Below are 19,990 nucleotides of genomic sequence, written 5' to 3'. Positions count from 1 at the left end.
ACCCGTGTCACTGGTCTTCCGCTTCGCCGCCCGCTCCGACACCGGAGTCGTCCGCTCCAAGAACGACGACTCCGGCTATGCCGGGCGCTACTTCGGCGTCGTCGCCGACGGCATGGGCGGCCACGCCGGGGGCAATGTGGCCTCCGCCTCCACCGTGTTGGACCTCGCTCACCTGGATACCCGGGGCTTCACCGCCCCGGAAACGGTGCTGCCCGATGAGATTCAGACCGCCAACGCCTTCCTCAACCGGCTGGTCCAGGCGAATCCGAAGCTCGCCGGGATGGGGACCACCATCACCTCCGTGCTGATCACCGGGGACCGGATGCAGTTCGCCCATATCGGTGACTCCCGGGCCTACAGGCTGAAGAAGGGCCGGTTCCGCCAGGTCAGCAAGGACCATACCTTCGTCCAGCGACTCGTCGACGAAGGCCGCCTGGATCCCGCCCAAGCGGAGCACCATCCGCATAAGAACGTCCTGATGCGCGTGCTCGGTGACGTCGACGCCTCCCCCGAGCTCGACATCACCTCCTTCCCGGTCGAGGCCGGGGAACGCTGGCTGCTGTGCTCCGACGGGCTCAACGCGGTGGTCTCGGATCGGCTGATCGAGCAGAAGCTGCGTTCCACCCAGACCTTGGAGTCCATCGTCGATGACCTGGTGGACCTGACCATCGGCGGCGGCGCTCCGGACAATGTCACCGTGGTGTGTCTGGAGGTGGTCGAGGCCGACGAGGAGGACCTGACCGCCAACCGGCCCACACCGCTCTCCCCGGCCGCCGTCGCCTCGGCCTCCGAGGTCTACGAGCCGCCTCAGGAAGAGCTGCCCGTCCCGGAGGAGGACACCACAGAGGCCGAGCACCCCATGGAGATGGTGCCGGTGGTCAATCTGGACGCCCTCTCCGAGCACCCTCCGGAGGACCACGACGAGCTCTCCCCGCTGGCGGCCTCGATGCTCGGCCAGGACCTCGAGGCCCGGCCTCACCGTCTGGTGGGCGCCGCCGCCCAGGCCACTGAGACCGGGATGATCCCGCTGGTCCGCCGCAGTGTGGACGAACCGGTGCTGGCCGCGCGGCTGACCGGTCAGCCGCTGCGTCAGGTCCGTCACGAGCACGACGAGATGCTCGCCCAGGCCGGAGCCCCGGCGGCCGCGGTCACCGCCGCGCAGACAGATCCTTCGGAGACTGCGACGGCGAGCGCCACGGCCTCTGCTGATCAGTCCACGCCGAGGACTGAATCCGGCGGCGCACAGACAGCCGGGACGCCGCACACCGCCTCAGGCGAGTTCACCAGCGGCGACACCACCATTGACACGACCAGTGACGTCACCGCGGAGGTCGACGACGAGATCGATCTCGAGGACGAGATCATCGCCCGCTCCGCATCCGGCCGCCCCCGGCGCATCGGGTGGCTGCTGCCCACTGTGGTGGGGCTGGTCACGGTGCTGCTGGCCGCGGTGCTGTTCCTGGGTTATATCTGGACCCAGACCCAGTACTACGTCGGTGAAGAGGACGGCGAGGTCGCCGTGTTCAACGGGGTCGCCCAGTCCCTGGGTCCGTGGGATCTCTCCGAGTCCGATGAGCTGACCGGTATCAGCGTCGATGACCTGACCTCGTATCAGCGTGAACGGGTCACCGGCGGCATCCCCGCGGATTCCCGCGCCCACGCCGATCGCATCGTGGAACAGCTTCGCCAGTCGGCCGGCATCGAGGCCGACGAGGACACCGAGGAGTCCTCCGATGACGAGTCCTCCAACGGTGAGCCTTCCGAGTCCCCCGATGAGGATCAGACCGAGTCCCCCGGTGAGGACGGAGGTCAGAACGGATGAGCCAGACCGACGTCCGCCCTCCCACACGCCGGAACCTGGAGCTGTTCCTGCTGCTGATCGCGCTGACCATCGCGGTGGGTTCGCAGATCGTCACCGCCGCGGCGATGGACGCTCCCATCGAGGAGAGCTACTACCTCAACGGGGCCATCTACTCAGCCCTGGTGCTCGCCTTCCACGTGGTGCTGCGGGTCCGCGCGAAATACGCTGACCCGTTCATCCTGCCGATCGTGGTCACCCTCAACGGCCTGGGCATCGCGATGATCCACCGGTTGGACCTCTCCGCAGGCGACGGCGTCGTCGCCGACCGGCAACTGCTGTGGTCCGCGGTGTCGATGGCGATCGCCATGGTGCTGCTGTGGTTCCTGCAGGACCACCGGCGGCTGCGGCAGCTGACCTACCTCTCGCTGCTGGTCGGCACGGTGCTGCTGTTCCTGCCGATGCTGCCGGGCATCGGGATGGAGATCAACGGCGCCCGCATCTGGGTGAACCTCGGTTTCGCCTCCTTCCAGCCCTCCGAGCTGGCGAAGATCGCTCTGGGCGTCTTCTTCGCCGGGTTCCTGGCGAACAACCGTGATCTGATCCTGTTGGCCGGCCGGAAGATCGGTCCGCTGCAGTTCCCCCGCATCCAGGACCTCGCGCCGCTGATGATCGGCTGGCTGGTCGCCATCGGCGTGCTGGTGGTGCAGACGGACCTGGGTAACTCGATCATGTTCTTCGGCCTGTTCATGGCCATGATCTACGTGGCCACCTCCCGGCTGTCCTGGATCGTCATCGGCATGCTGCTGGTGGCCGCCGGAGCTCTGTTGGCCTGGATGTTCGTCCCGCATGTGGCCGCCCGTGTGGACATCTGGCTCAACGCCTTCGACGAGGACATCTACTCGCGCGAGTTCGGCGGCTCCGAGCAGGTGGTCCAGGGCATGTTCGGCCTGGCCAACGGCGGTCTCACCGGCACCGGGCTGGGCTCAGGCATGCCGAACCGGGTGCCGCTGGCCAATTCGGACATGATCCTCGCCGCTTTCGGTGAGGAGCTCGGGCTCATCGGGCTGACCGCCATGCTGCTGCTCTACCTGCTGCTGTTCAGCCGGTTCATGCGCGCCGGCCTGGGTACCCGGGATGCCTTCGGCAAACTGTTGGCCGTCGGCTTCGCGGTGATGCTGGTGCTGCAGATCTTCGTCGTCCTCGGCGGCATCACCCGGGTCATCCCGATGACGGGGCTGACCGCGCCGTTCCTCGCCGCCGGGGGCTCCTCGCTGCTGGGCAACTGGTTGATCGTGGCGATCGTGCTGCTGATCTCGCACTCTGCGCGGCGGCCGATCGTCGTCGGGCCGATGGTCAACGCCTCCGGAGATGCCGCCTCGGGCATCGAGAACCCCACCGCCGAGGCCGCTGAGACCGGGCTGTCCACCGGTGAGGGCGCCGATGCGCAGGCGCGTGCTGAGGCGGAGGCCGCCACCTTCGAGGAACAGGACGAGGCCCCGCTGCGGCCCGGGACAGGAGGTGGCCGGTGAACAACGCGATCCGTCACACCTGGGTGGTCTCCGTCGGCCTGTTCATGGCCCTGTTCATCGCGCTGAGCGTGATCCAGGTGCCGATGACCGATGAGCTCAACGCGCATCCGAACAACGTACGGCAGATGTACCAGGACCGCGGGGCTGACCGCGGCACCATCACCGTCGACGGCGAACCCATCGCCGAATCCGTGCCCTCGGAGACGGCCTTCGACTATCAGCGGGTCTACCACGAGCCCCAGCTCTACGCCGGAATCACCGGGTTCTACTCGATCGCCGAACCGCCCACCGGTCTGGAGTCGGCGATGAACGAGTACCTGACCGGGCAATCGGATTCCCAGTTCTTCGACCGGATGGCCTCCCTGTTCACCGGCTCGGCCAATGAGGGGGCCCAGGTGGAGCTGACTCTGGACCCGGAGCTGCAGCAGCTGGCCTATGACACGCTGCCCGACGGCGAGCGCGGCTCGATCATCGTCACCGATATCGAGACCGGTGAGATCAGGGCCATGGCCACGAAGCCGAGCTTCGACACCAATGAGCTGGCGGTGCATTCGACCAGCCAGTTCACGGAGAACAAGGCTGAGATCGAGTCAGTGGAGGGCCTGAGCCCTTACTATTTCCGGCCGATCAACTCGACCATCGCCCCGGGTTCGACGTTCAAACTGGTGGATCTGGCCGCCATGCTCGATTCCGGGGACTATTCGCCGGACACCATGATGGACAACCCCGACCAGATCACCCTGCCGCAGTCGCAGACCCAGCTGGGGAACTTCTTCGGCGGGAACTGTCACACCAGTTCCCGGGCTGACCTGCGGTTCATCACGGCCCAGTCCTGCAACACTCCCTTCGCCGAGGCGGCGATGGAGATGGGTGAGGACCCGATCCGCGAGGCCGCCGAGAGCTTCGGCTGGAACTCTGAGACACAGATCCCGCTGACCGTCACCGCCTCGCACTTCCCCGAGGACCTCACCGACGCCGCGCTGGCCCAGTCCTCGATCGGTCAGTACGACGTCACCGCCACGCCGATGCAGATCAACATGATGACGATGGCGATCGCCAACGGCGGCACGATGATGCAGCCCAGCCTCATCGAGTCGGTGCGCGGTTCGGACCTGCAGGTCATCGAGCAGCACGAACCGGAGGAGATGGGACAGCCGATCAGCTCTGAGGTCGCCGATGAGATGACGGAGCTGATGATCGCCGCGGTGGAGGACGGCACCGCCTACCGGGCGCAGAACTCCTCGATCGACATCGCGGCGAAGACCGGCACCGGGCAGATCGGGGGCACGGATCTGGTGAACTCGTGGGTCACCGGATTCGCGCCGGCTGACGACCCGCAGTACGCCGTCACGGTGGCCTATGAGAGGATCGTGTTCGAGACCGGCACGGGCCTCACGGCGCCCAATATGCTGACCATGTTCGAGGCGGTGATCGAGGAATGAGGCCGACTGTCGGCATCCTCATGGGTGACCGTTATAAGCTCACCGAGCGCATCGCCGTCGGCGGTATGGGCGAGGTGTGGAAAGCCTCCGATGAGGTCCTCGGGCGTACGGTGGCGATCAAGATCCTCAAAGAGGAGTACACCGGCGATGAGGCGTTCCTCCGCCGATTCCGCGCCGAGGCTCGGCACACCGCGCTGCTGAACCACCCGGGGATCGCCGATATCTATGACTACGGCGAGCAGGCCGGTTCCGGGTACCTGGTGATGGAGCTGGTGCCCGGCCGTCCACTGTCGGTGATCCTGGAGAAGGATCGGACGCTGGCCTGGGAGAAGACGCTGTCGATCATCGCCCAGACGGCGCGAGCCCTGCAGGTCGCCCACGATCAGGGGCTGGTCCACCGGGACGTGAAGCCGGGGAACCTGCTGATCACCCCGACCCGTCGGGTGAAGATCACCGATTTCGGGATTGCACGGCTGGCTGATCAGGTGCCGCTGACTGCCACCGGGCAGGTCATGGGCACAGTGCAGTACCTCTCCCCGGAGCAGGCCACCGGGCAGCATGCCACCGGCTCGTCGGACATCTATGCCCTGGGGATCATCGCCTATGAGGCGTTGGCGGGGAAGCGGCCGTTCACCGGTGAGGCTCAGATCGCGATCGCGCTGAAGCAGGTCAACGACACTCCGCCGCCGCTGCCGGATTCGGTGCCGGAGCCGGTGCGGGCACTGATCATGGCCACCCTGGCGAAGGACCCGGCTGACCGTCCGGCCAATGCGACGAAGCTGGCCGAGGCCTCTGATGCGCTGCTGCGTCATGACCTCGATGCCGCTCTGGCCGCAGTGCCCACGATGTCCCAGCACCTGACGGCGGACAATGCCGACGATTCTACTCAGCTGATCCCCACCCAGCAGGCCACACAGCCGACTCAGGTGGTGCCGCGTGCCGGTGGCGCTGCAGCCGCCGGGGCTGCCGGGGCCGGTGCTGCGGCGGGCGCTGCGGCAACATCAGCGGGTGCACCCTCGGCGGGGACGCCTGAGCAGCCTCCTGAGGAGCAGTTCTCCGCGGCGGCACCGTATTCCTCTGCCGCATCACAGGCTGAGGCAGCTCCCGACACACCTGCTCAGGGCTCGGCCCAGGCCAGCGACGAGTTCTCCGCCGAACCTGCTCGCACCTCCTCGGAGCCGGTGGATCCGGCCCGCCCGCTACCGGGCACGGGTGAGGGCGCACGGGACACCGGTGTGCTCCCTGCCGCCGGGCTCGGCACCTCAGGTGCGCGCACATCGGACGCCTCTGGTGCGGCGGCGGGCGCTTCGGCCGCTGAGGGCACGCAGCGCTCCGGCGCGGAGACCAAGTCCTCGCGCCGGGGGACGTGGCGATGGCCGCTGGTCGCGCTGATCGGGCTGCTGCTGCTCGCGGTCTTCGGTGCGCTGGTGCTGCCGGCCTTAGGCGATGAGGAGCCCGAGCCCCAGCCCACGGTCACCGAGACCTTCACCGCAGACGCGGAGCTCGTGGAGGTCGACTCCGCCGAGCTGATCGGCCTGAGCGTGGAGGAGGCCACGGAGATCCTAGAGGGCGAGGGTCTCGAGGTCGAGACGGAAGAGGTGGAGTCTGCGCAGCAGGCAGGCATCGTCGTCGACGTCTCACCCACCGGTGAGGTCTCGGTGGGCAGTACAGTCACCCTGCACTATTCGGGCGGAGAGGAATCACGCAGCACCCCCACCCAGCAGGACACCGCCGTCCCCGGGGAGCAGAACGACGACGGCGATCAGGACGCCACCTCCAGCCCGACGGGCGGGACGGATGGGGGCGAGACCGCCGAGTCCACACCGAGTCCCACGGAGCAGGCCTCACCCTCACCCGACGGCGAGGAGTCCCCGCAGCAGGACGCCGCCCCGCAGGAGCAGGGCACGCAGACCGCACCCGGTGGAGACGGGACCGGTGCTCCCGGCGGCGACAGTGCACAGGACAGTACACAGGGCACCGCTCAGAACAGCACGCAGAGCAATACGGGGAACGCCGTGGGGAACACCGCGGAGACTGCCGCGAACACCTCCGCCGATGCCGCGGCGGAGGCCCCCGTCACCGCGGCCGATCAGGCTCCCGCCTCCGGCGAATCAGAAGGCTCACGATGAACGGAACTGACGACCGTATCCTCAATGAGCGTTATCGCATCGCCTCACTGATCGGGCGCGGCGGGATGGCCGATGTGTACCTGGCCCATGATCTCTCCCTGGACCGTGAGGTCGCGATCAAGATGCTGCGTCCGGATCTCGCGCGGGATCCGCAGTTTCAGGGGCGCTTCCGCCGGGAGGCGCAGTCCTCGGCCTCACTGAACCACCCGAATATCGTCGGCGTCTATGACACCGGGCGCACCGACGTCGAGGACTCCCACGAACACGCCGTGCAGACCCCGTTCATCGTCATGGAATACGTGGACGGTGTCACGCTGCGCCACATCATGCACGGGACTCCTCGGCCTGAGGGTGAGGACACCCAGGAGACGGGTCGGCGGGACCAGGCCGCCGGCTCCTCCGAGCCGGTGGGCGCAGCGCCTCACGGCTCCTCGCCGCAGGAGGATCCTGAGCAGACTCAGGCCGGCTCTCCCTTCGATGCAGACGCCGTACCGGGCGATGAGGATGCTGTGCCGGAGGGCCCGGATGTGCTTGATCTGGCCGATTCCGCACCGGAGTCCGCCGAGGAGCCCCGCCCGGCCGCAGAGGTCGGCTCGCCGCTGCAGGCCCGGATCGATGAAGCCCTAAATAAGCCGGTCTCAGATCAGGAAGCGGTGGACTACCTCTCCGGAATCCTCGGGGCCCTGGGGTACAGCCACTCGCGGGGTATCGTCCACCGGGACATCAAACCCTCCAATGTGATGGTCACCCAATCCGGTGATGTGAAGGTCATGGACTTCGGCATCGCCCGGGCGATGGCGGATACCTCCTCCACCATGACCCAGACCTCCACTGTGGTCGGCACTGCCCAGTATCTGTCTCCGGAGCAGGCCCGCGGTGAGATCGTCGACCACCGCTCGGACCTCTACTCCGCCGGCTGTGTGCTCTTCGAGCTGCTGACCAACCGGCCGCCCTTCCAGGGTGAGTCCCCGGTCTCCGTGGCGTACCAGCATGTGCGTGAGGAGCCGCCGCGGGTGTCTCGGTTCAATGCTGCGGTCTCTCCGGCGGTGGAATCCGTGGTGGCCAAGGCGCTGGCGAAGGACCCTGAGCTGCGTTTCCAATCAGCGGCCGAGTTCGATCAGGCGCTTTCAGATGCGCTGCGCGGCATCCATGTGGCCTCGGCCCATGAGGCGGCCTACCAGGAGGAGAACCCCACCCAGGCGGTGGCCGCAGTCCCGGCAGCAGTGGGGGCAGCGGCGGCTGGCGGTGCAGGAGCAGCTGCTGCGCCTTCGGCCCGCACACCGGAGGATCCGGCGGTCCATGAGGCTGCGGCCCGCGGCGGCTCCTCGCGCCGTCGCGGGCTGATCTGGTTGTGGATCGTGCTGATGGTGCTGCTGATCGCCGTCGGTGCCTGGGCGCTGACGCGCATGCTCGATGCGCAGAACACGGAGATCCCGGATGTGGCAGGGATGCCGCGGGCTGAGGCGGTCGAGGAGCTCGAAGACGCCGACATCGACCCGGAGAGCGAGACCGTCGCTGACGACGACGTCGAAGAGGACCATGCCGTCGGCACCGACCCGGAGGCCGGCACGCGGGTCGGCCCGGAGGATGACGTCACGCTGTTGATCTCTGCCGGCCCCGATCAGGTCGCCGTCCCGGAGGGGCTGCAGGGCAGCACCGAGGAGGAGGCCCGCGAGGCGCTGGAGGACGTCGGTCTGGAGGTCGGCGAGGTCACCGACGGGCCTCACCCCACAGTGGAGGAGGGGATGCTCGTCGATTTCGACCCGGAGGCCGGCACGATGGTCAGCCGGGGCACTGAGGTCGACCTGGTGCTCTCCAACGGTCTGGTGGAGCTGCCCGATGTCACCGGGATGAGCGAGTCTGAGGCGGTGGCGCTGCTGCAGAACGACTACGGGCTGCAGGCCTCGACCTACACCTGGGAGATCGGTGACGTCCCCGCCGGGCAGGTGCTGTCTATGCAGTCCGGCGGCACAGATGTCACCGGCGGCTCTCAGGTGCCGCAGGGCTCCACCATCTCGCTGGCGATCTCCACGCCTCCCCGTCCGGACCCCACTCCGGAGGACGAGGGTGACGATGATGAGACTGAGGAGCCGGACGAGGAGGAGACCACCGAAGAGCCGGACGACGAAGAGACCGACGAGGACGAGACCGAGGAACCCGAGGACGAGGAGACCACTGAGGAGCCGGACGAGGAGGAGACCACTGAGGACTCCTCACCGACGGATGAGGACACCTCGGACAACGGCGGTGACAACGGCAACGGCAACAACGACGGTGGCGACTCCGGTAACGGTGACAACGGCAACTCAGGCGACGATGGCAACGGCGACAACAGCGACAACGGAGACGGGGACGATGACTGAGGCCGCACGGGCCTGAGCCTCCCCTCACCCGGAGACTCCGTCCGCCTGACGCCCTCTGCCTGAGCACACTCTTCCCTCGCACGCTCTTGCCCGGCACACTCTGACCCGGAGAGCCGCCCGGAGCGCGGCGGCTCAGCTGTGCCGGATGGGGTTCAGGCGCGCAGCATGTGCGGCCGCACCGGTGAGCCCCAGCTCCTCCAGCCAGTTCCCCAGCATCCGGTATCCGCCCTCGGTGAGCACGGACTCCGGGTGGTACTGCATCCCCCACACCGGCGCGCTGCGGTGGGCCAGGCCCATGATGACGCCGTCATCGGTGGTGGCGGTGACCTCCAGCTCCTCGGGCACTGAGTCCGGTGCCACCACCAGTGAGTGGTACCGGGTGGCCACGAAGCGCTCCGGGAGTCCGGCGAAGGAGCGGTGCCCGGTGTGAGTGACCGTACTGGTCTTGCCGTGCATGAGCTGTTCAGCGTGGGTGACCACGGCGCCGAAGGCCTCACCCAGCCCCTGGTGGCCCAGGCAGACGCCGAGCAGCGGGATCTCAGCCTCCGCGCAGTGGCGGGTCAGCCCGACGGTGACGCCCGCCTCGTGGGGGGCGCCTGGTCCGGGGGAGATCAGCACTCCGTCATGCTCGTCGGCCATCTGGCAGGCCTGCGGCAGTGAGACGGCATCATTGCGCAGCACAGTGGCCTCGGCCCCGAGCTCACGCAGATAGCCGACCAGGGTGTAGACGAAGCTGTCGTAGTTGTCGATCACCAGGATGGATGTGCGCGCCATCGTCACTGCTCCTGCCCCGGACCTGTCGGCTCCGTGCCGACGGCAGCCGCCTCCAGGTCCATCGTTGATTCGTTCAGCGGGTTGAATTGGTTGGCCCAGGGGAAGACGACTTCCATGAGCAGCAGGAACACCGCGGCCAGCAGAACCAGGGTGATCCCGATGCGCACCCACAGCGGGCCCGGGAGGCTTCGGAACAGCCAAGCGTACATGCTCAGTCCTCCCTCTCGAGGCTGGGACCCTGACCGGATGCCGCGGCGGCTTCGACCCGCTGGCTGATCGCCTCCGGCGGACCGTCCGAAAGCGGCACGGAGTCCACCAGCTCGGCGTGGGTGATCAGCCGGTCCGAGGCCACATAGGGCGGATCACAGGTGGTCAGGGTCAGTACGGCGTCCTCGCCGGGGTCCTCGCCCGGCTCACCGGGGAGGGGTTCGAGCACTTCAACGCGATCCGGTGGGACGACATAGCTCTCAGTGACCTCGTAGGTGAAATAGCCGTCCGGGCTCTGGACGTAGATGCGGTCACCGGCGGTGAGCTGGTCCTGGTCGAAGAGGATGCGGCCGTAGATGTCCCGGTGCCCGGCCAACGCGAAGTTCCCCGGTTCACCGGGCATCTGGGTGGTCGGATAGTGTCCGACGGCGATCCGGTCGATGGATTCGGGCCCCACTCCTTCACGGATGGGCAGAGTGCCGTCCTCCTCCAGCCGGGGGATGTAGAGCATTCCGATGACTTCGGTGTCGTCGGCCAGCTCGTAGATCCGCTCGGCGCCCGGCGTCGCCGATCCCTGATCGGAGCCTGCGGAGTCTTCGTCGTCGTCCAGGGTCTCCAGATGGGCGAAGAGGTCACCGGCGGCCTGGTCACGTTCGGCGTCAGCGCCGAGGCCGGTCCACCAGACCTCCCAGAGGACGAAGAGCAGCCCGAGCGCACCGAGGGTGAGCAGCAGCTCGCCGAGGACGCCGACGGCCCGGGTGAGCGGACCCGGGCGTTTCCGCGGGCCGGTCGGTGGGGTCATCAGTGGTGCTCCAGATCCGGTGGGGCCAGAGGGGTGTGCCAGAGGCGGTGCTGTCTCTGAGCCGGACAGATCCTAGCCGGTAGACTCGGGGACACTGTCAGGATAGACGAAGTCGACGTCGGCCTCAGGACCCGTTCGGGGTATGAACCGCAGTGGTCTTGGGCAGCCGATGTCCCACCGACCGGGAGGATCACCCTACCGTGCCAGAGTCGAAGAAGCGGAAGAACCGTCGTGGCGCGCAGTCCTCGCCGCAGGGCGAGGCCGAGCGGACGGCGTCGAGCACGTTCCGCGCCGAACCGGAGGTCGAGCAGCTGGAGTTCGAGGACGAGGGGCTGCCCACCTGGTACCGGGTGACCATGATCGGGCTGCTGATCCTGGGCCTGTTGTGGATGGTGGTGTGGTACATCACCGACGGGCTGCTGCCCTGGGGAGCAGCGGGGAACTGGAACATCGTCATCGGCTTCGGCATCTCGATGACCGGCTTCCTGATGATGATGCGCTGGCAGTAACCACCCACGTTTATCCGAACTCTCTGCGTAATCCGGACTCTATAAGGCACGGATTACGCAGAGAGTTCGGATTTTTGTGTCTGGGTGGGTGGTGGGTGGGAGCTGAAGATGCACGTGGGGCCCGCACCGGTGACGGTGCGGGCCCCACGTGATGAGCGATGAGGATCAGGTGGCGGGCTTGGGCTTCGGCGTGGCCGTGCCCTCGTCCTTGCCTTCCTTGCCCTCATTCTTCTGGCCGGACTCATCGGCCTTCGGCGCGGCCGACTTCTCAGCGGGCTTCTCCTCCGGCTTCGTCTCAGCCTGCCCAGCGGCGGGCTTGGGTGCCGCCGGGGCAGCCGGAGCCGCCGACGTCGGCGCCTGCTCGGCCGGGGTCCGGGTCTCCACCGGCTTGATCGGGGTGGAGTCAGTGGACTTCGCGGAGACCGGCTGCGGCTTCTTCCACGGGTCCTCCACCGGCTGTGAGGCACGCCAAGCGGCGACGGCGGCGGTCACACCGGCGGCCACCAGTCCGAAGACCAGCAGGCCCTTGCGGCGGGACTGCTTACGCTGCTGCTTCTTCAGCGACTTCGCCGCGTCCTTGGCGTACTTCTCAGAGCTCTTCCGCAGCTTCTTGACAATCTTCTTATCACCGGTGGCCTTGATCAGGGCCTTCTCCACACGCGGGTCCACCTCAGCCTTGTGGATGAGCTTGGCGGTGCGGTCGGCGTAGTCACCGAGGCGGGCCGAGGCCTCCGGCACGTACCGGTGGGTGACCTGGTGCTTGGCGTCGTCGTACTTCGCGCGGGCCTGGTCGATCTGCGCCTTGGTCTGCGGGGAGAGGCGACGGTACTGCTTATCCGCCTGGTCGCCGACGGCCGAGGCCGCACGCGAGGAGTAGCCGCGGATCTTCTCACCGGCGGCAGATGCACCAGTGCTGGCCTGGTGCAGCACCCGCTGCGAGGCGTCCTGCACCTTCGGAGCACCCTTCCGGTAGGCGTCCTCGGCCCAGTCGGCGGCCTGGGCCAGCTTCGGAGCCGTCCAGTCGCGGGCGGAGTCGACGCCGGCGAGCACGTTGTGCCGCCAGGTGTGGGATGCCTTCTTCTTCTTGCCGAACATGCATGTCCTCCGATTCAGGATCGTGTGCGCTCTCCCCAGCCTACGACTTTGCGGGGGTCCCCCGCCATGACGCGCCCGAACCGGCCCGGGCACCGCCTGACCTGCATCCTGACCTGCACCGGCGCCGCCGGCCACCCCGCGAGGGTCTGCCGACGGCGCGGACGTGGCACACATGCGGCCTCCGGTGATGAGATGATGGGTGCCATGACTGCTGTAGCAACCCATCAGGCCACTATCCGCACCTCCGCCGGGGACATCACCCTGGAGCTCTTCGGCCACCACGCCCCGAAGACGGTGAAGAACTTCGTCGGTCTGGCCACCGGTGAGATCACCTGGACCCACCCGGAGTCCGGGGAGGAGAAGGTCAGCACGCCGCTGTATGACGGCACCGTGTTCCACCGGATCATCGCCGACTTCATGATCCAGGGCGGTGACCCACTGGGCATGGGCGTCGGCGGCCCGGGGTACCAGTTCGACGACGAGATCCACCCGGAGCTGGACTTCACCGAGCCGTACAAGCTGGCGATGGCGAACGCCGGTGTGCGCAACGGCCGGGGCACCAACGGTTCACAGTTCTTCATCACCACAGTGCCGACCACCTGGTTGCAGGGCAAGCACACGATCTTCGGCGCGGTCACCGATGAGGAGTCCCGCAAGGTCGTCGACGAGCTCAACAAGGTGCGCACGGACATGCGCGACCGTCCCAAGGAGGACGTGGTCATCGAGACCATCGAGATCACCGAGCTCTGATCCATCATCACTGCGCATCACGACGACGGGGCCGTCCCACCGGGGGCGGCCCCGTCGTGTGTCCGTCACCCTGACCGTGCCACGGGGCTGCGCTGTCAGCGCTGCGAGCGCCCGGCCTGCCCTGAGTGCCTGGTCCAGGCTCCGGTGGGGTTCCACTGTGTGGACTGTGTGCACCAGGCGGCACGGCAGCGTCCGGCGCCGCGCACCCGGTTCGGCGCCACCTCGGGCAGCGGCCGTCCCCTGCTGACCTATGGGCTGATCGCACTGTGTGCGGTGATGTACGTGCTGCAGCTGATCTCGGGCACCGTCACCGACGCCATGGCCTTCGCACCGGTGGCCTTCTCTGAAGTGTGGTTTGAACCCTGGCGGATGCTCAGCTCCTCGCTGGTGCATTCACCGGGCAACATCATGCATCTGGCGTTCAATATGCTTGCCCTCTGGTTCATCGGCCGTGTGCTGGAGCCTGCGCTGGGATGGTGGCGCTACGGGGCGCTGCTGCTGCTCAGTTCGATCGGCGGATCGACGGCGGTGCTGTGGCTCAGCGCGCTGCAGACCCCGACTCTGGGGGCTTCGGGCATCGTCTTCGGTCTCTTCGGCGCACTGTTCGTGCTGATGCGTTCGGCCGGCGGGCAGGTCGGCGGGATCGCGGTGCTGCTGGCGGTGAACCTGGTCTTCAGCTTTGCGGTGCCGAACATCTCCTGGCAGGGGCATCTGGGTGGTCTGGTCACCGGCGTCCTGTGCGCTCTGGTGATCGCCTACGCGCCGAAGGGCCGACGTCGCGGGATGTACCAGGCGCTCGGTCTGCTGGGTGTTGGAATGCTGTTGGGCGTGCTGGCGTGGCTGGGGATGCCCAGCTATGCGGATCTGGTCGGTGCCTGAGGTGGTTGGTGCCTGAGTCCGCGGTGCTCCGGGTTTTCCACAGCTGTTTTCCACAGTGTGGAAGAAACTACACATGTGTGATTCACAGTCTCCACAGGGTGCTGAGGCGGTATTGACACCTCTCAGCAGCGGCTCTTGTCGCTCTGGAGCAGATCGTATATCTTCGTATATACATATGAGCTGGACCACATTTCTGGAGGGCGCCCTGTGACCGGATCCGCTGCACCTGAGACTCCCGCAGGCCCGCACCAAGCAGCTCAAGCCGGTCCTCCGGCGCCTGGAAAGATCATCGCCGTCCACATCAGCTATGAGTCACGCGCCGCAGAACGCGGACGGCGTCCCGACGCACCCTCCTATTTCTTCAAGCCCACAAGCTCCCTGGCCTCCTCCGGGGGGCAGGCGGCACGCCCCGTCGGCACTGAACTGCTGGGCTTCGAGGGGGAAGTCGCGCTGATCATCGGCACCCCGGCGCGCACCGTACCGCTGGAGCAGGCGTGGGGACACGTCGGATGGATCACCGCCTCCAATGACCTCGGCCTCTACGATCTGCGCAGCAATGACAAGGGCTCCAACGTCCGTAACAAGGGCCGCGACGGCTATACCCCCGTCGGCCCGCAGCTGATCGATGCCCGCAGCGTGGATCCCTCCGCCCTGCGGCTGCGCACCTGGCGCAACGGCGAGCTGGTCCAGCAGGACACCACTGCAGGCATGATCTTCCCGCTGGCCCAGCTGGTTGCCGATCTCTCCCAGCACCTGACGCTGCAGCCCGGTGACCTGATCCTCACCGGCACCCCGGCCGGTGCCACCGTCGCAGTCCCCGGCGACGTCGTCGAAGTCGAGGTGGACGCCCCTGAGACTCCGGGTGCACCGTCCACAGGTCGGCTGATCACCCACATCGTCGAGGGTGAGGGCTCCTTCGATCCGGCCCTGGGCTCCGGCCCGAGCGTGGATGACCACCAGCGTGAGGAAGCCTGGGGTTCGCGTGCGGCCGCGGGCCTGCCTGCGCGGGAAGAGACTCCTGATGACGACGGCCTCACCGATCACACCACTGGAACCGTCACTGAGACCGCCACTAGCCCGACGGCCAAACCCACCGAACCATCCGCAACATCCGGCTCCGCTCTCACCGCCGCCCTGCGTGAGAAGCTCGAGCGCGTCCCGGTGGCCGGGCTCGCCCAGGAGCTGCGCAAGCGCGGGCTGAACAACGTCGCCATCGACGGCGTGCGCTCCCAGCGTCCCGGCACCACACTGGTCGGTACGGCGAAGACTCTGCGCTTCGTCCCCAACCGGGAGGACCTGTTCACGTCCCACGGCGGCGGCTACAACGCCCAGAAACGCGCCTTCGACACCGTCGGCGAGGGCGAGGTCCTGATCATCGAGGCCCGCGGAGAGACCGGTTCCGGCACGCTCGGTGACATCCTCGCCCTGCGCGCCAAAGCCCGTGGCGCCGCCGGTGTGGTCACCGACGGCGGAGTCCGCGACTACGCGGCCGTCGCCGAGATCGGCCTGCCGGTGTTCTCCCTCGGCGCCCATCCCGCGGTGCTGGGCCGCAAGCATGTGCCCTGGGACGTCGACGTCGCCGTGGCCTGCGGCGGGGCGACCGTGATGCCCGGTGACATCATCGTCGGCGATGACGACGGTGTGCTGGTGCTGCCCCCGGACATCGCCGAGGAGGCCGCTGACGCCGCGCTGGCCAAGGAGGCCGAGGACGCTTGGGTGGCGGAGCAGGTCGCCGCCGGGCATCCGGTGGACGGGCTGTTCCCGATGAATGCGCAGTGGCGGGCGGCGTATGAGGCGCAGGAACACCGCGGGTGACCACGGAGACCGCCCCCGCGACGAGCAAATCGCAGCGGACCTACGACTGGCTGCGCGAGCGGATCCTCTCCCGCGAGTTCAGTCCCGGGTACCGGCTGGTGCTCGGTCCGATCGCTGCCGAGCTGGAGGTCTCCGTGGTCCCGGTGCGCGAAGCGGTGCGCCGGTTGGAGGCCGAGGGACTCGTCGAGTTCGAGAAGAACGTCGGTGCCCGCGTCGCCACGATCGACGAAGAGGCGTACCACGACACGATGGAGGCCCTGGGTGCCCTGGAAGGGGTGGCCACCTCGCTGGCCCTGCCAGAGCTCACCGCACAGGACCTCGAACGCGCTGAAGCGCTGAACACTCAGATGCGCCACCTGCTCGAGAACTTCGACCCGATGCGATTCACCTCCCTGAACGAACAGTTCCACCGCGTCCTGTTCAGCCGCTGCCCCAACCCGCATATCCATGAGCTGGTCGGCCGCGGATGGCACCGGCTGGCCGGGCTGCGCCGCTCCACGTTCAGCTTCGTGCCCGACCGCGCCGGTGAGTCAGTGGCCGAGCACGAACAGATCCTCACCCTCATCCGCACCGGTGCCGATGCCCTGGAGGTGGAGCTGGCGGTACGCCAGCACCGGTGGAAGACCGTAGCCGCCTACCGCGCCACCTCACAGAGCACACCGTGAGCCCAGCGCCTGGGCCCGGCTGAGCCCGACGCCCTGAGCCAGACCCTCTCGCTGAACCCTGAACCACCCCAGACCTTCCGGACGCCCCTACTGCAGGAGGAAGAACACGATGACCGAGACCCAGCAGACCACCCAACAGACCGGCGAACAGACCACCGAACAGACCAGCCAGACGCCCCCAGCGGACCTGCCCGAGGTGCTGCGCCACTACATCGGCGGGCAGTTCGTCGACTCGCTCGACGGCGAGACCTTCGAGGTCCTCGACCCGGTGACCAACCGCCCCTACATCCGCGCGGCCTCGGGCAAGCCGGCCGACATCGACGCCGCCGTCGCCGCGGCGAAGGACGCCTTCGAGAACGGTCCGTGGCCCTTGATGCTGCCCCGCGAGCGCGCGAAGGTGCTGCACCGCATCGCTGACATCGTCGAGTCCCGTGGTCAGGACCTGGCGCAGATGGAGTGCTTCGACACCGGGCTGCCGATCACCCAGGCCCTGGGTCAGGCCAAGCGCGCCGCAGAGAACTTCCGGTTCTTCGCCGATCTGATCGTCGCCCAGCACGATGACGCCTTCAAGGTCCCCGGCCGTCAGGCGAACTACGTCAACCGCAAGCCCATCGGCGTGGCCGGGCTCATCACCCCGTGGAACACCCCGTTCATGCTGGAGTCCTGGAAGCTGGCCCCGGCCATCGCCACCGGAAACACGGTGGTGCTCAAGCCCGCGGAGTTCACCCCGCTCTCGGCCTCGCTGTGGCCGGGCATCTTCGAGGAGGCCGGGCTGCCGGCAGGGGTCTTCAACCTGGTCAACGGCTACGGTGAGGAGGGCTACGCGGGAGATTCGCTGGTCAAGCACCCGGATGTGCCGCTGATCTCCTTCACCGGGGAGTCCACTACCGGGCAGATCATCTTCGCCAACGCGGCCCCGCAGCTCAAGGGCCTGTCCATGGAGCTGGGCGGGAAGTCCCCGGCGGTGATCTTCGAGGACGCCGACCTGGAGACCGCGATCGACGCCACGATCTTCGGGGTGTTCTCCCTCAACGGCGAGCGCTGCACCGCCGGTTCCCGCATCCTGGTCCAGCGCAGCATCTACGACGAGTTCGTCTCTCGCTACGCCGCTCAGGCAGACCGGGTGAAGGTCGGGCTGCCCCAGGATGAGAAGACCGAAGTCGGTGCCCTGGTGCACCCGGAGCACTTCGAGAAGGTCATGAGCTATGTGGAACTGGGCACGCAGGAGGCGAAGCTGGTGGCCGGCGGCGGACGTCCTGAACAGTTCCCAGAGGGTAACTTCGTCCGGCCGACCGTCTTCGCCGATGTCTCCCCCGAGGCGCGGATCTTCCAGGAGGAGATCTTCGGTCCCGTCGTCGCCATCACGCCCTTCGACACGGAGGAGGAGGCGCTCGAGCTGGCGAACAACACCCGCTACGGGCTGGCGGCCTATATCTGGACCAATGATCTCAAGCGCGCCCACAACTTCTCGCAGAACGTCGAGGCCGGGATGGTGTGGCTGAACTCGAACAACGTCCGGGATCTGCGCACCCCGTTCGGCGGGGTCAAGGCCTCGGGACTGGGTCACGAGGGCGGGTACCGCTCGATCGATTTCTACACCGATCAGCAGGCTGTGCACATCAACCTCGGTGAGGTCCACAACCCGGTCTTCGGCAAGGACGATGCGTGAGGTGACATTCACCCAGGAGGACGAGTTCTCCTGGGTGAGGGCCTGGGCGCGGACGCTGGGGCTGTGGTCCCTGAGTTACGCGCTGTTGGCGCTGCTGATGCTGGCGGCCGGGGCCGAGCTGATTCCGGGGCGCCGGCCGGACTCCACGCCGATGGACCCCGGCTATCTGCTGATCGCCTGGGTGGGTCTGCAGGGTTTCTACCCGGTGTTCCTGCGCGCCAACCCCTCGAACAACGACTATCGCCCGCAGAGTCCGCGCTTTCTGCGGCTGCTGCTGATGTCTCAGGCCACCGGACTGGTGCTCCTGGCCGTGCTGCTGACCCCTCTGGCTGGTCTCCAGGCTCATCGTCATCCGGCCGGATCACTGGTGGCCGAGATCCCCGAGGACGCGACGGCGTGGCTGGCGTTCTACGGGTACGCGCTGGCCATGCTGGCCTGGCCGGTGGCCTCGGGGCTGTTCATGCTGCGGATGACGGCGCGGTGGAACACGCTGCTCATCGGCGTGGCCATCGGTGGGCCGATGTTCCTGGTGTCGCTGATCGGCGGGCTGCTCCTGGCTGTCTTCCGGATGCTGACGCCGAGCGCGGATATCGGTGCACTGCTGCTGCTCTTCGGGGCCTTGGGTCTCAGCGGCGCAGCGGTCTATCTGATCCTGCTGCTCTGGTACCGCGCCTCCGTGGCGCGGGAGCCGCTCGGGCCGCCGCCGGCAGATGACGGCCCGTTCCGTGCCGCGGCGACACCAGCACCGACACCAACACCGGAACCACCCGCGGCACACCCGTCACGTCCGCAGTACCTGACGCCGCCTCTGACACCACCGCTGACACCGTCACTGACACCGCCGGGGCCTGTGCCCACCACCTTCGGACCGGCGCCCTGGGCCTCACTGATAGGGGGCGCACTGCTGATCTGGGCGGTGCTCTGGGCCCTGGTGACCGTGGTGCTGTGGCTCGCCGGAGAGTCCGGGGCGGCCGCCGTCGTCGTGATCAGCGTGGTCGTCATCGGTCCGCTGAGCCTGTTCGCGCTGCACCGTCCCGGCATCGGGCTGTGGCTGGGGCATCGACGGCTGCCTCGGGCGCTGTGGGCCTCACTGGGCGTGGGCGTGGCAATCCTGCTGCTCACTGCTCCGCTGTGGGCCGGGCTGGGACTGCTGCCCCCGATGTGGTGGCGGCCACCGCTGGGCGCCCCGGTGCTGGACCTCCTGATCGCCGCGCTGTTCATCCTCGGAAGCACCCTCTGGTTCCACTCCGGAGTCCTCTGCCTCCAGCGCAGCCACGCTGCAGGGGTCCCGCGCCCGGTGAGCCGGCTCGTGGGGTGGGCGCTGATAGCAGCCAGCCTGCTCTCCTCGCTGCTCTTCGCCTCCGTGTGGGTCGATGCCATCGCTGCCGGAGATTCTTCGATCCGGCTGGGCAGCATCGCTGTCATCGCCTCCGCCGCCCTGCTGGGCTGGCCGGTCCACCTGATCGCCTCACGACCACCGGCACAGCCGACGCCGCCGTCATCGCCCCGAGGTGCCTCAAGTCAAGTTGCCCGCGAAATGATTCCCGTGCCTCACATAGGA

General features: G+C 67.7%; 15 protein-coding genes and 1 pseudogene. 12 read left to right on the top strand and 4 right to left on the bottom strand.

The window, feature by feature from the left end; all coding sequences use genetic code 11:
* Positions 1-4 precede the first annotated feature (4 nt).
* Genes RIL96_RS11035 through RIL96_RS11015 form a run of 5 tightly spaced genes read left to right on the top strand, consistent with a single transcriptional unit; the run spans position 5 to position 9,264 of the window.
* Entirely contained in the window at positions 5-1,822 is a 1,818-nt protein-coding gene (locus tag RIL96_RS11035) for a PP2C family protein-serine/threonine phosphatase (protein WP_310549077.1), read from the top strand.
* Positions 1,819-3,330 (top strand): FtsW/RodA/SpoVE family cell cycle protein, encoded by a 1,512-nt coding sequence (locus tag RIL96_RS11030; RefSeq protein ID WP_310549076.1) that lies wholly within the window; start codon positions 1,819-1,821, stop codon positions 3,328-3,330. Before RIL96_RS11035 ends, RIL96_RS11030 begins: the two co-directional genes overlap by 4 nt.
* Positions 3,327-4,772, top strand: coding sequence for a peptidoglycan D,D-transpeptidase FtsI family protein (locus RIL96_RS11025; RefSeq protein WP_310549075.1), 1,446 nt, complete (start codon positions 3,327-3,329; stop codon positions 4,770-4,772). Before RIL96_RS11030 ends, RIL96_RS11025 begins: the two co-directional genes overlap by 4 nt.
* Entirely contained in the window at positions 4,769-6,901 is a 2,133-nt protein-coding gene (locus RIL96_RS11020) for a serine/threonine protein kinase (RefSeq protein ID WP_310549074.1), read from the top strand. Before RIL96_RS11025 ends, RIL96_RS11020 begins: the two co-directional genes overlap by 4 nt.
* On the top strand, positions 6,898-9,264 hold the full coding sequence (locus tag RIL96_RS11015) for a protein kinase domain-containing protein (RefSeq protein ID WP_310549073.1): 2,367 nt from the start codon (positions 6,898-6,900) through the stop codon (positions 9,262-9,264). The genes RIL96_RS11020 and RIL96_RS11015 overlap by 4 nt, the downstream gene beginning before the upstream one ends.
* 132 nt (positions 9,265-9,396) lie before the next feature.
* Here the strand turns inward: RIL96_RS11015 and RIL96_RS11010 are convergent, their stop codons facing one another.
* The 3 genes from RIL96_RS11010 to RIL96_RS11000 are packed head-to-tail and all read right to left on the bottom strand — an operon-like array spanning position 9,397 to position 11,047.
* Complete coding sequence (locus RIL96_RS11010) at positions 9,397-10,038, bottom strand: anthranilate synthase component II (RefSeq protein WP_310549072.1); 642 nt, start codon at positions 10,036-10,038, stop codon at positions 9,397-9,399.
* A 2-nt stretch (positions 10,039-10,040) separates the two neighbouring features.
* A complete protein-coding gene (locus tag RIL96_RS11005) occupies positions 10,041-10,247 on the bottom strand; it encodes a hypothetical protein (RefSeq protein WP_310549071.1) in 207 nt (68 codons plus the stop codon).
* 2 nt (positions 10,248-10,249) lie between these two features.
* Positions 10,250-11,047, bottom strand: coding sequence for a class E sortase (locus RIL96_RS11000; protein ID WP_310549070.1), 798 nt, complete (start codon positions 11,045-11,047; stop codon positions 10,250-10,252).
* 200 nt (positions 11,048-11,247) lie between these two features.
* On the opposite strand from RIL96_RS11000, the gene RIL96_RS10995 reads away from it, so the two are divergent.
* The gene (locus RIL96_RS10995; protein WP_310549069.1) at positions 11,248-11,556 is read left to right on the top strand and encodes a cell division protein CrgA; all 309 of its coding nucleotides are present in this window, start codon (positions 11,248-11,250) and stop codon (positions 11,554-11,556) included.
* A gap of 165 nt (positions 11,557-11,721) precedes the next feature.
* Here RIL96_RS10995 and RIL96_RS10990 read toward each other — a convergent pair whose 3' ends face one another.
* Positions 11,722-12,651, bottom strand: coding sequence for a hypothetical protein (locus RIL96_RS10990; protein ID WP_310549068.1), 930 nt, complete (start codon positions 12,649-12,651; stop codon positions 11,722-11,724).
* 204 nt (positions 12,652-12,855) lie between these two features.
* On the opposite strand from RIL96_RS10990, the gene RIL96_RS10985 reads away from it, so the two are divergent.
* From RIL96_RS10985 to RIL96_RS10960, 6 genes and pseudogenes are all read left to right on the top strand, one after another.
* Positions 12,856-13,401, top strand: a complete 546-nt coding sequence (locus RIL96_RS10985; RefSeq protein ID WP_310549067.1) for a peptidylprolyl isomerase — start codon at positions 12,856-12,858, stop codon at positions 13,399-13,401.
* Positions 13,402-13,545: 144 nt separating this feature from the next.
* Positions 13,546-14,280 carry a rhomboid family intramembrane serine protease gene (locus RIL96_RS10980; protein WP_310549066.1) on the top strand — a complete coding sequence of 245 codons (735 nt, stop codon included), beginning with the start codon at positions 13,546-13,548 and terminating at the stop codon, positions 14,278-14,280.
* A 207-nt stretch (positions 14,281-14,487) separates the two neighbouring features.
* Entirely contained in the window at positions 14,488-16,095 is a 1,608-nt protein-coding gene (locus RIL96_RS10975) for a fumarylacetoacetate hydrolase family protein (RefSeq protein ID WP_310549065.1), read from the top strand.
* Positions 16,092-16,760 (top strand): GntR family transcriptional regulator, encoded by a 669-nt coding sequence (locus RIL96_RS10970; RefSeq protein ID WP_310549064.1) that lies wholly within the window; start codon positions 16,092-16,094, stop codon positions 16,758-16,760. The genes RIL96_RS10975 and RIL96_RS10970 overlap by 4 nt, the downstream gene beginning before the upstream one ends.
* A 109-nt stretch (positions 16,761-16,869) precedes the next feature.
* On the top strand, positions 16,870-18,429 hold the full coding sequence (gene hpaE / locus RIL96_RS10965) for a 5-carboxymethyl-2-hydroxymuconate semialdehyde dehydrogenase (protein WP_310549063.1): 1,560 nt from the start codon (positions 16,870-16,872) through the stop codon (positions 18,427-18,429).
* Between the two features lies 1 nt (position 18,430).
* A pseudogene (locus RIL96_RS10960) lies at positions 18,431-19,990 on the top strand (hypothetical protein); the annotation flags it as partial.

This window comes from Nesterenkonia aerolata (genome assembly GCF_031470965.1).
Lineage (GTDB): Bacteria > Actinomycetota > Actinomycetes > Actinomycetales > Micrococcaceae > Nesterenkonia > Nesterenkonia aerolata.
The sequence above is the reverse complement of the archived record's forward strand: the minus strand, read 5'-3'. Positions and strand labels throughout refer to the sequence as shown.

Excerpts from the sequence above, each read along its gene's own strand:
- hpaE (WP_310549063.1), top strand. The coding sequence starts at position 16,870 with ATGACCGAGACCCAGCAGACCACCCAACAGACCGGCGAACAGACCACC.
- RIL96_RS11010 (WP_310549072.1), bottom strand. The coding sequence starts at position 10,038 with ATGGCGCGCACATCCATCCTGGTGATCGACAACTACGACAGCTTCGTC.
- RIL96_RS11015 (WP_310549073.1), top strand. The coding sequence starts at position 6,898 with ATGAACGGAACTGACGACCGTATCCTCAATGAGCGTTATCGCATCGCC.
- RIL96_RS11000 (WP_310549070.1), bottom strand. The coding sequence starts at position 11,047 with ATGACCCCACCGACCGGCCCGCGGAAACGCCCGGGTCCGCTCACCCGG.
- RIL96_RS10985 (WP_310549067.1), top strand. The coding sequence starts at position 12,856 with ATGACTGCTGTAGCAACCCATCAGGCCACTATCCGCACCTCCGCCGGG.
- RIL96_RS11005 (WP_310549071.1), bottom strand. The coding sequence starts at position 10,247 with ATGTACGCTTGGCTGTTCCGAAGCCTCCCGGGCCCGCTGTGGGTGCGC.
- RIL96_RS11020 (WP_310549074.1), top strand. The coding sequence starts at position 4,769 with ATGAGGCCGACTGTCGGCATCCTCATGGGTGACCGTTATAAGCTCACC.
- RIL96_RS10990 (WP_310549068.1), bottom strand. The coding sequence starts at position 12,651 with ATGTTCGGCAAGAAGAAGAAGGCATCCCACACCTGGCGGCACAACGTG.
- RIL96_RS11030 (WP_310549076.1), top strand. The coding sequence starts at position 1,819 with ATGAGCCAGACCGACGTCCGCCCTCCCACACGCCGGAACCTGGAGCTG.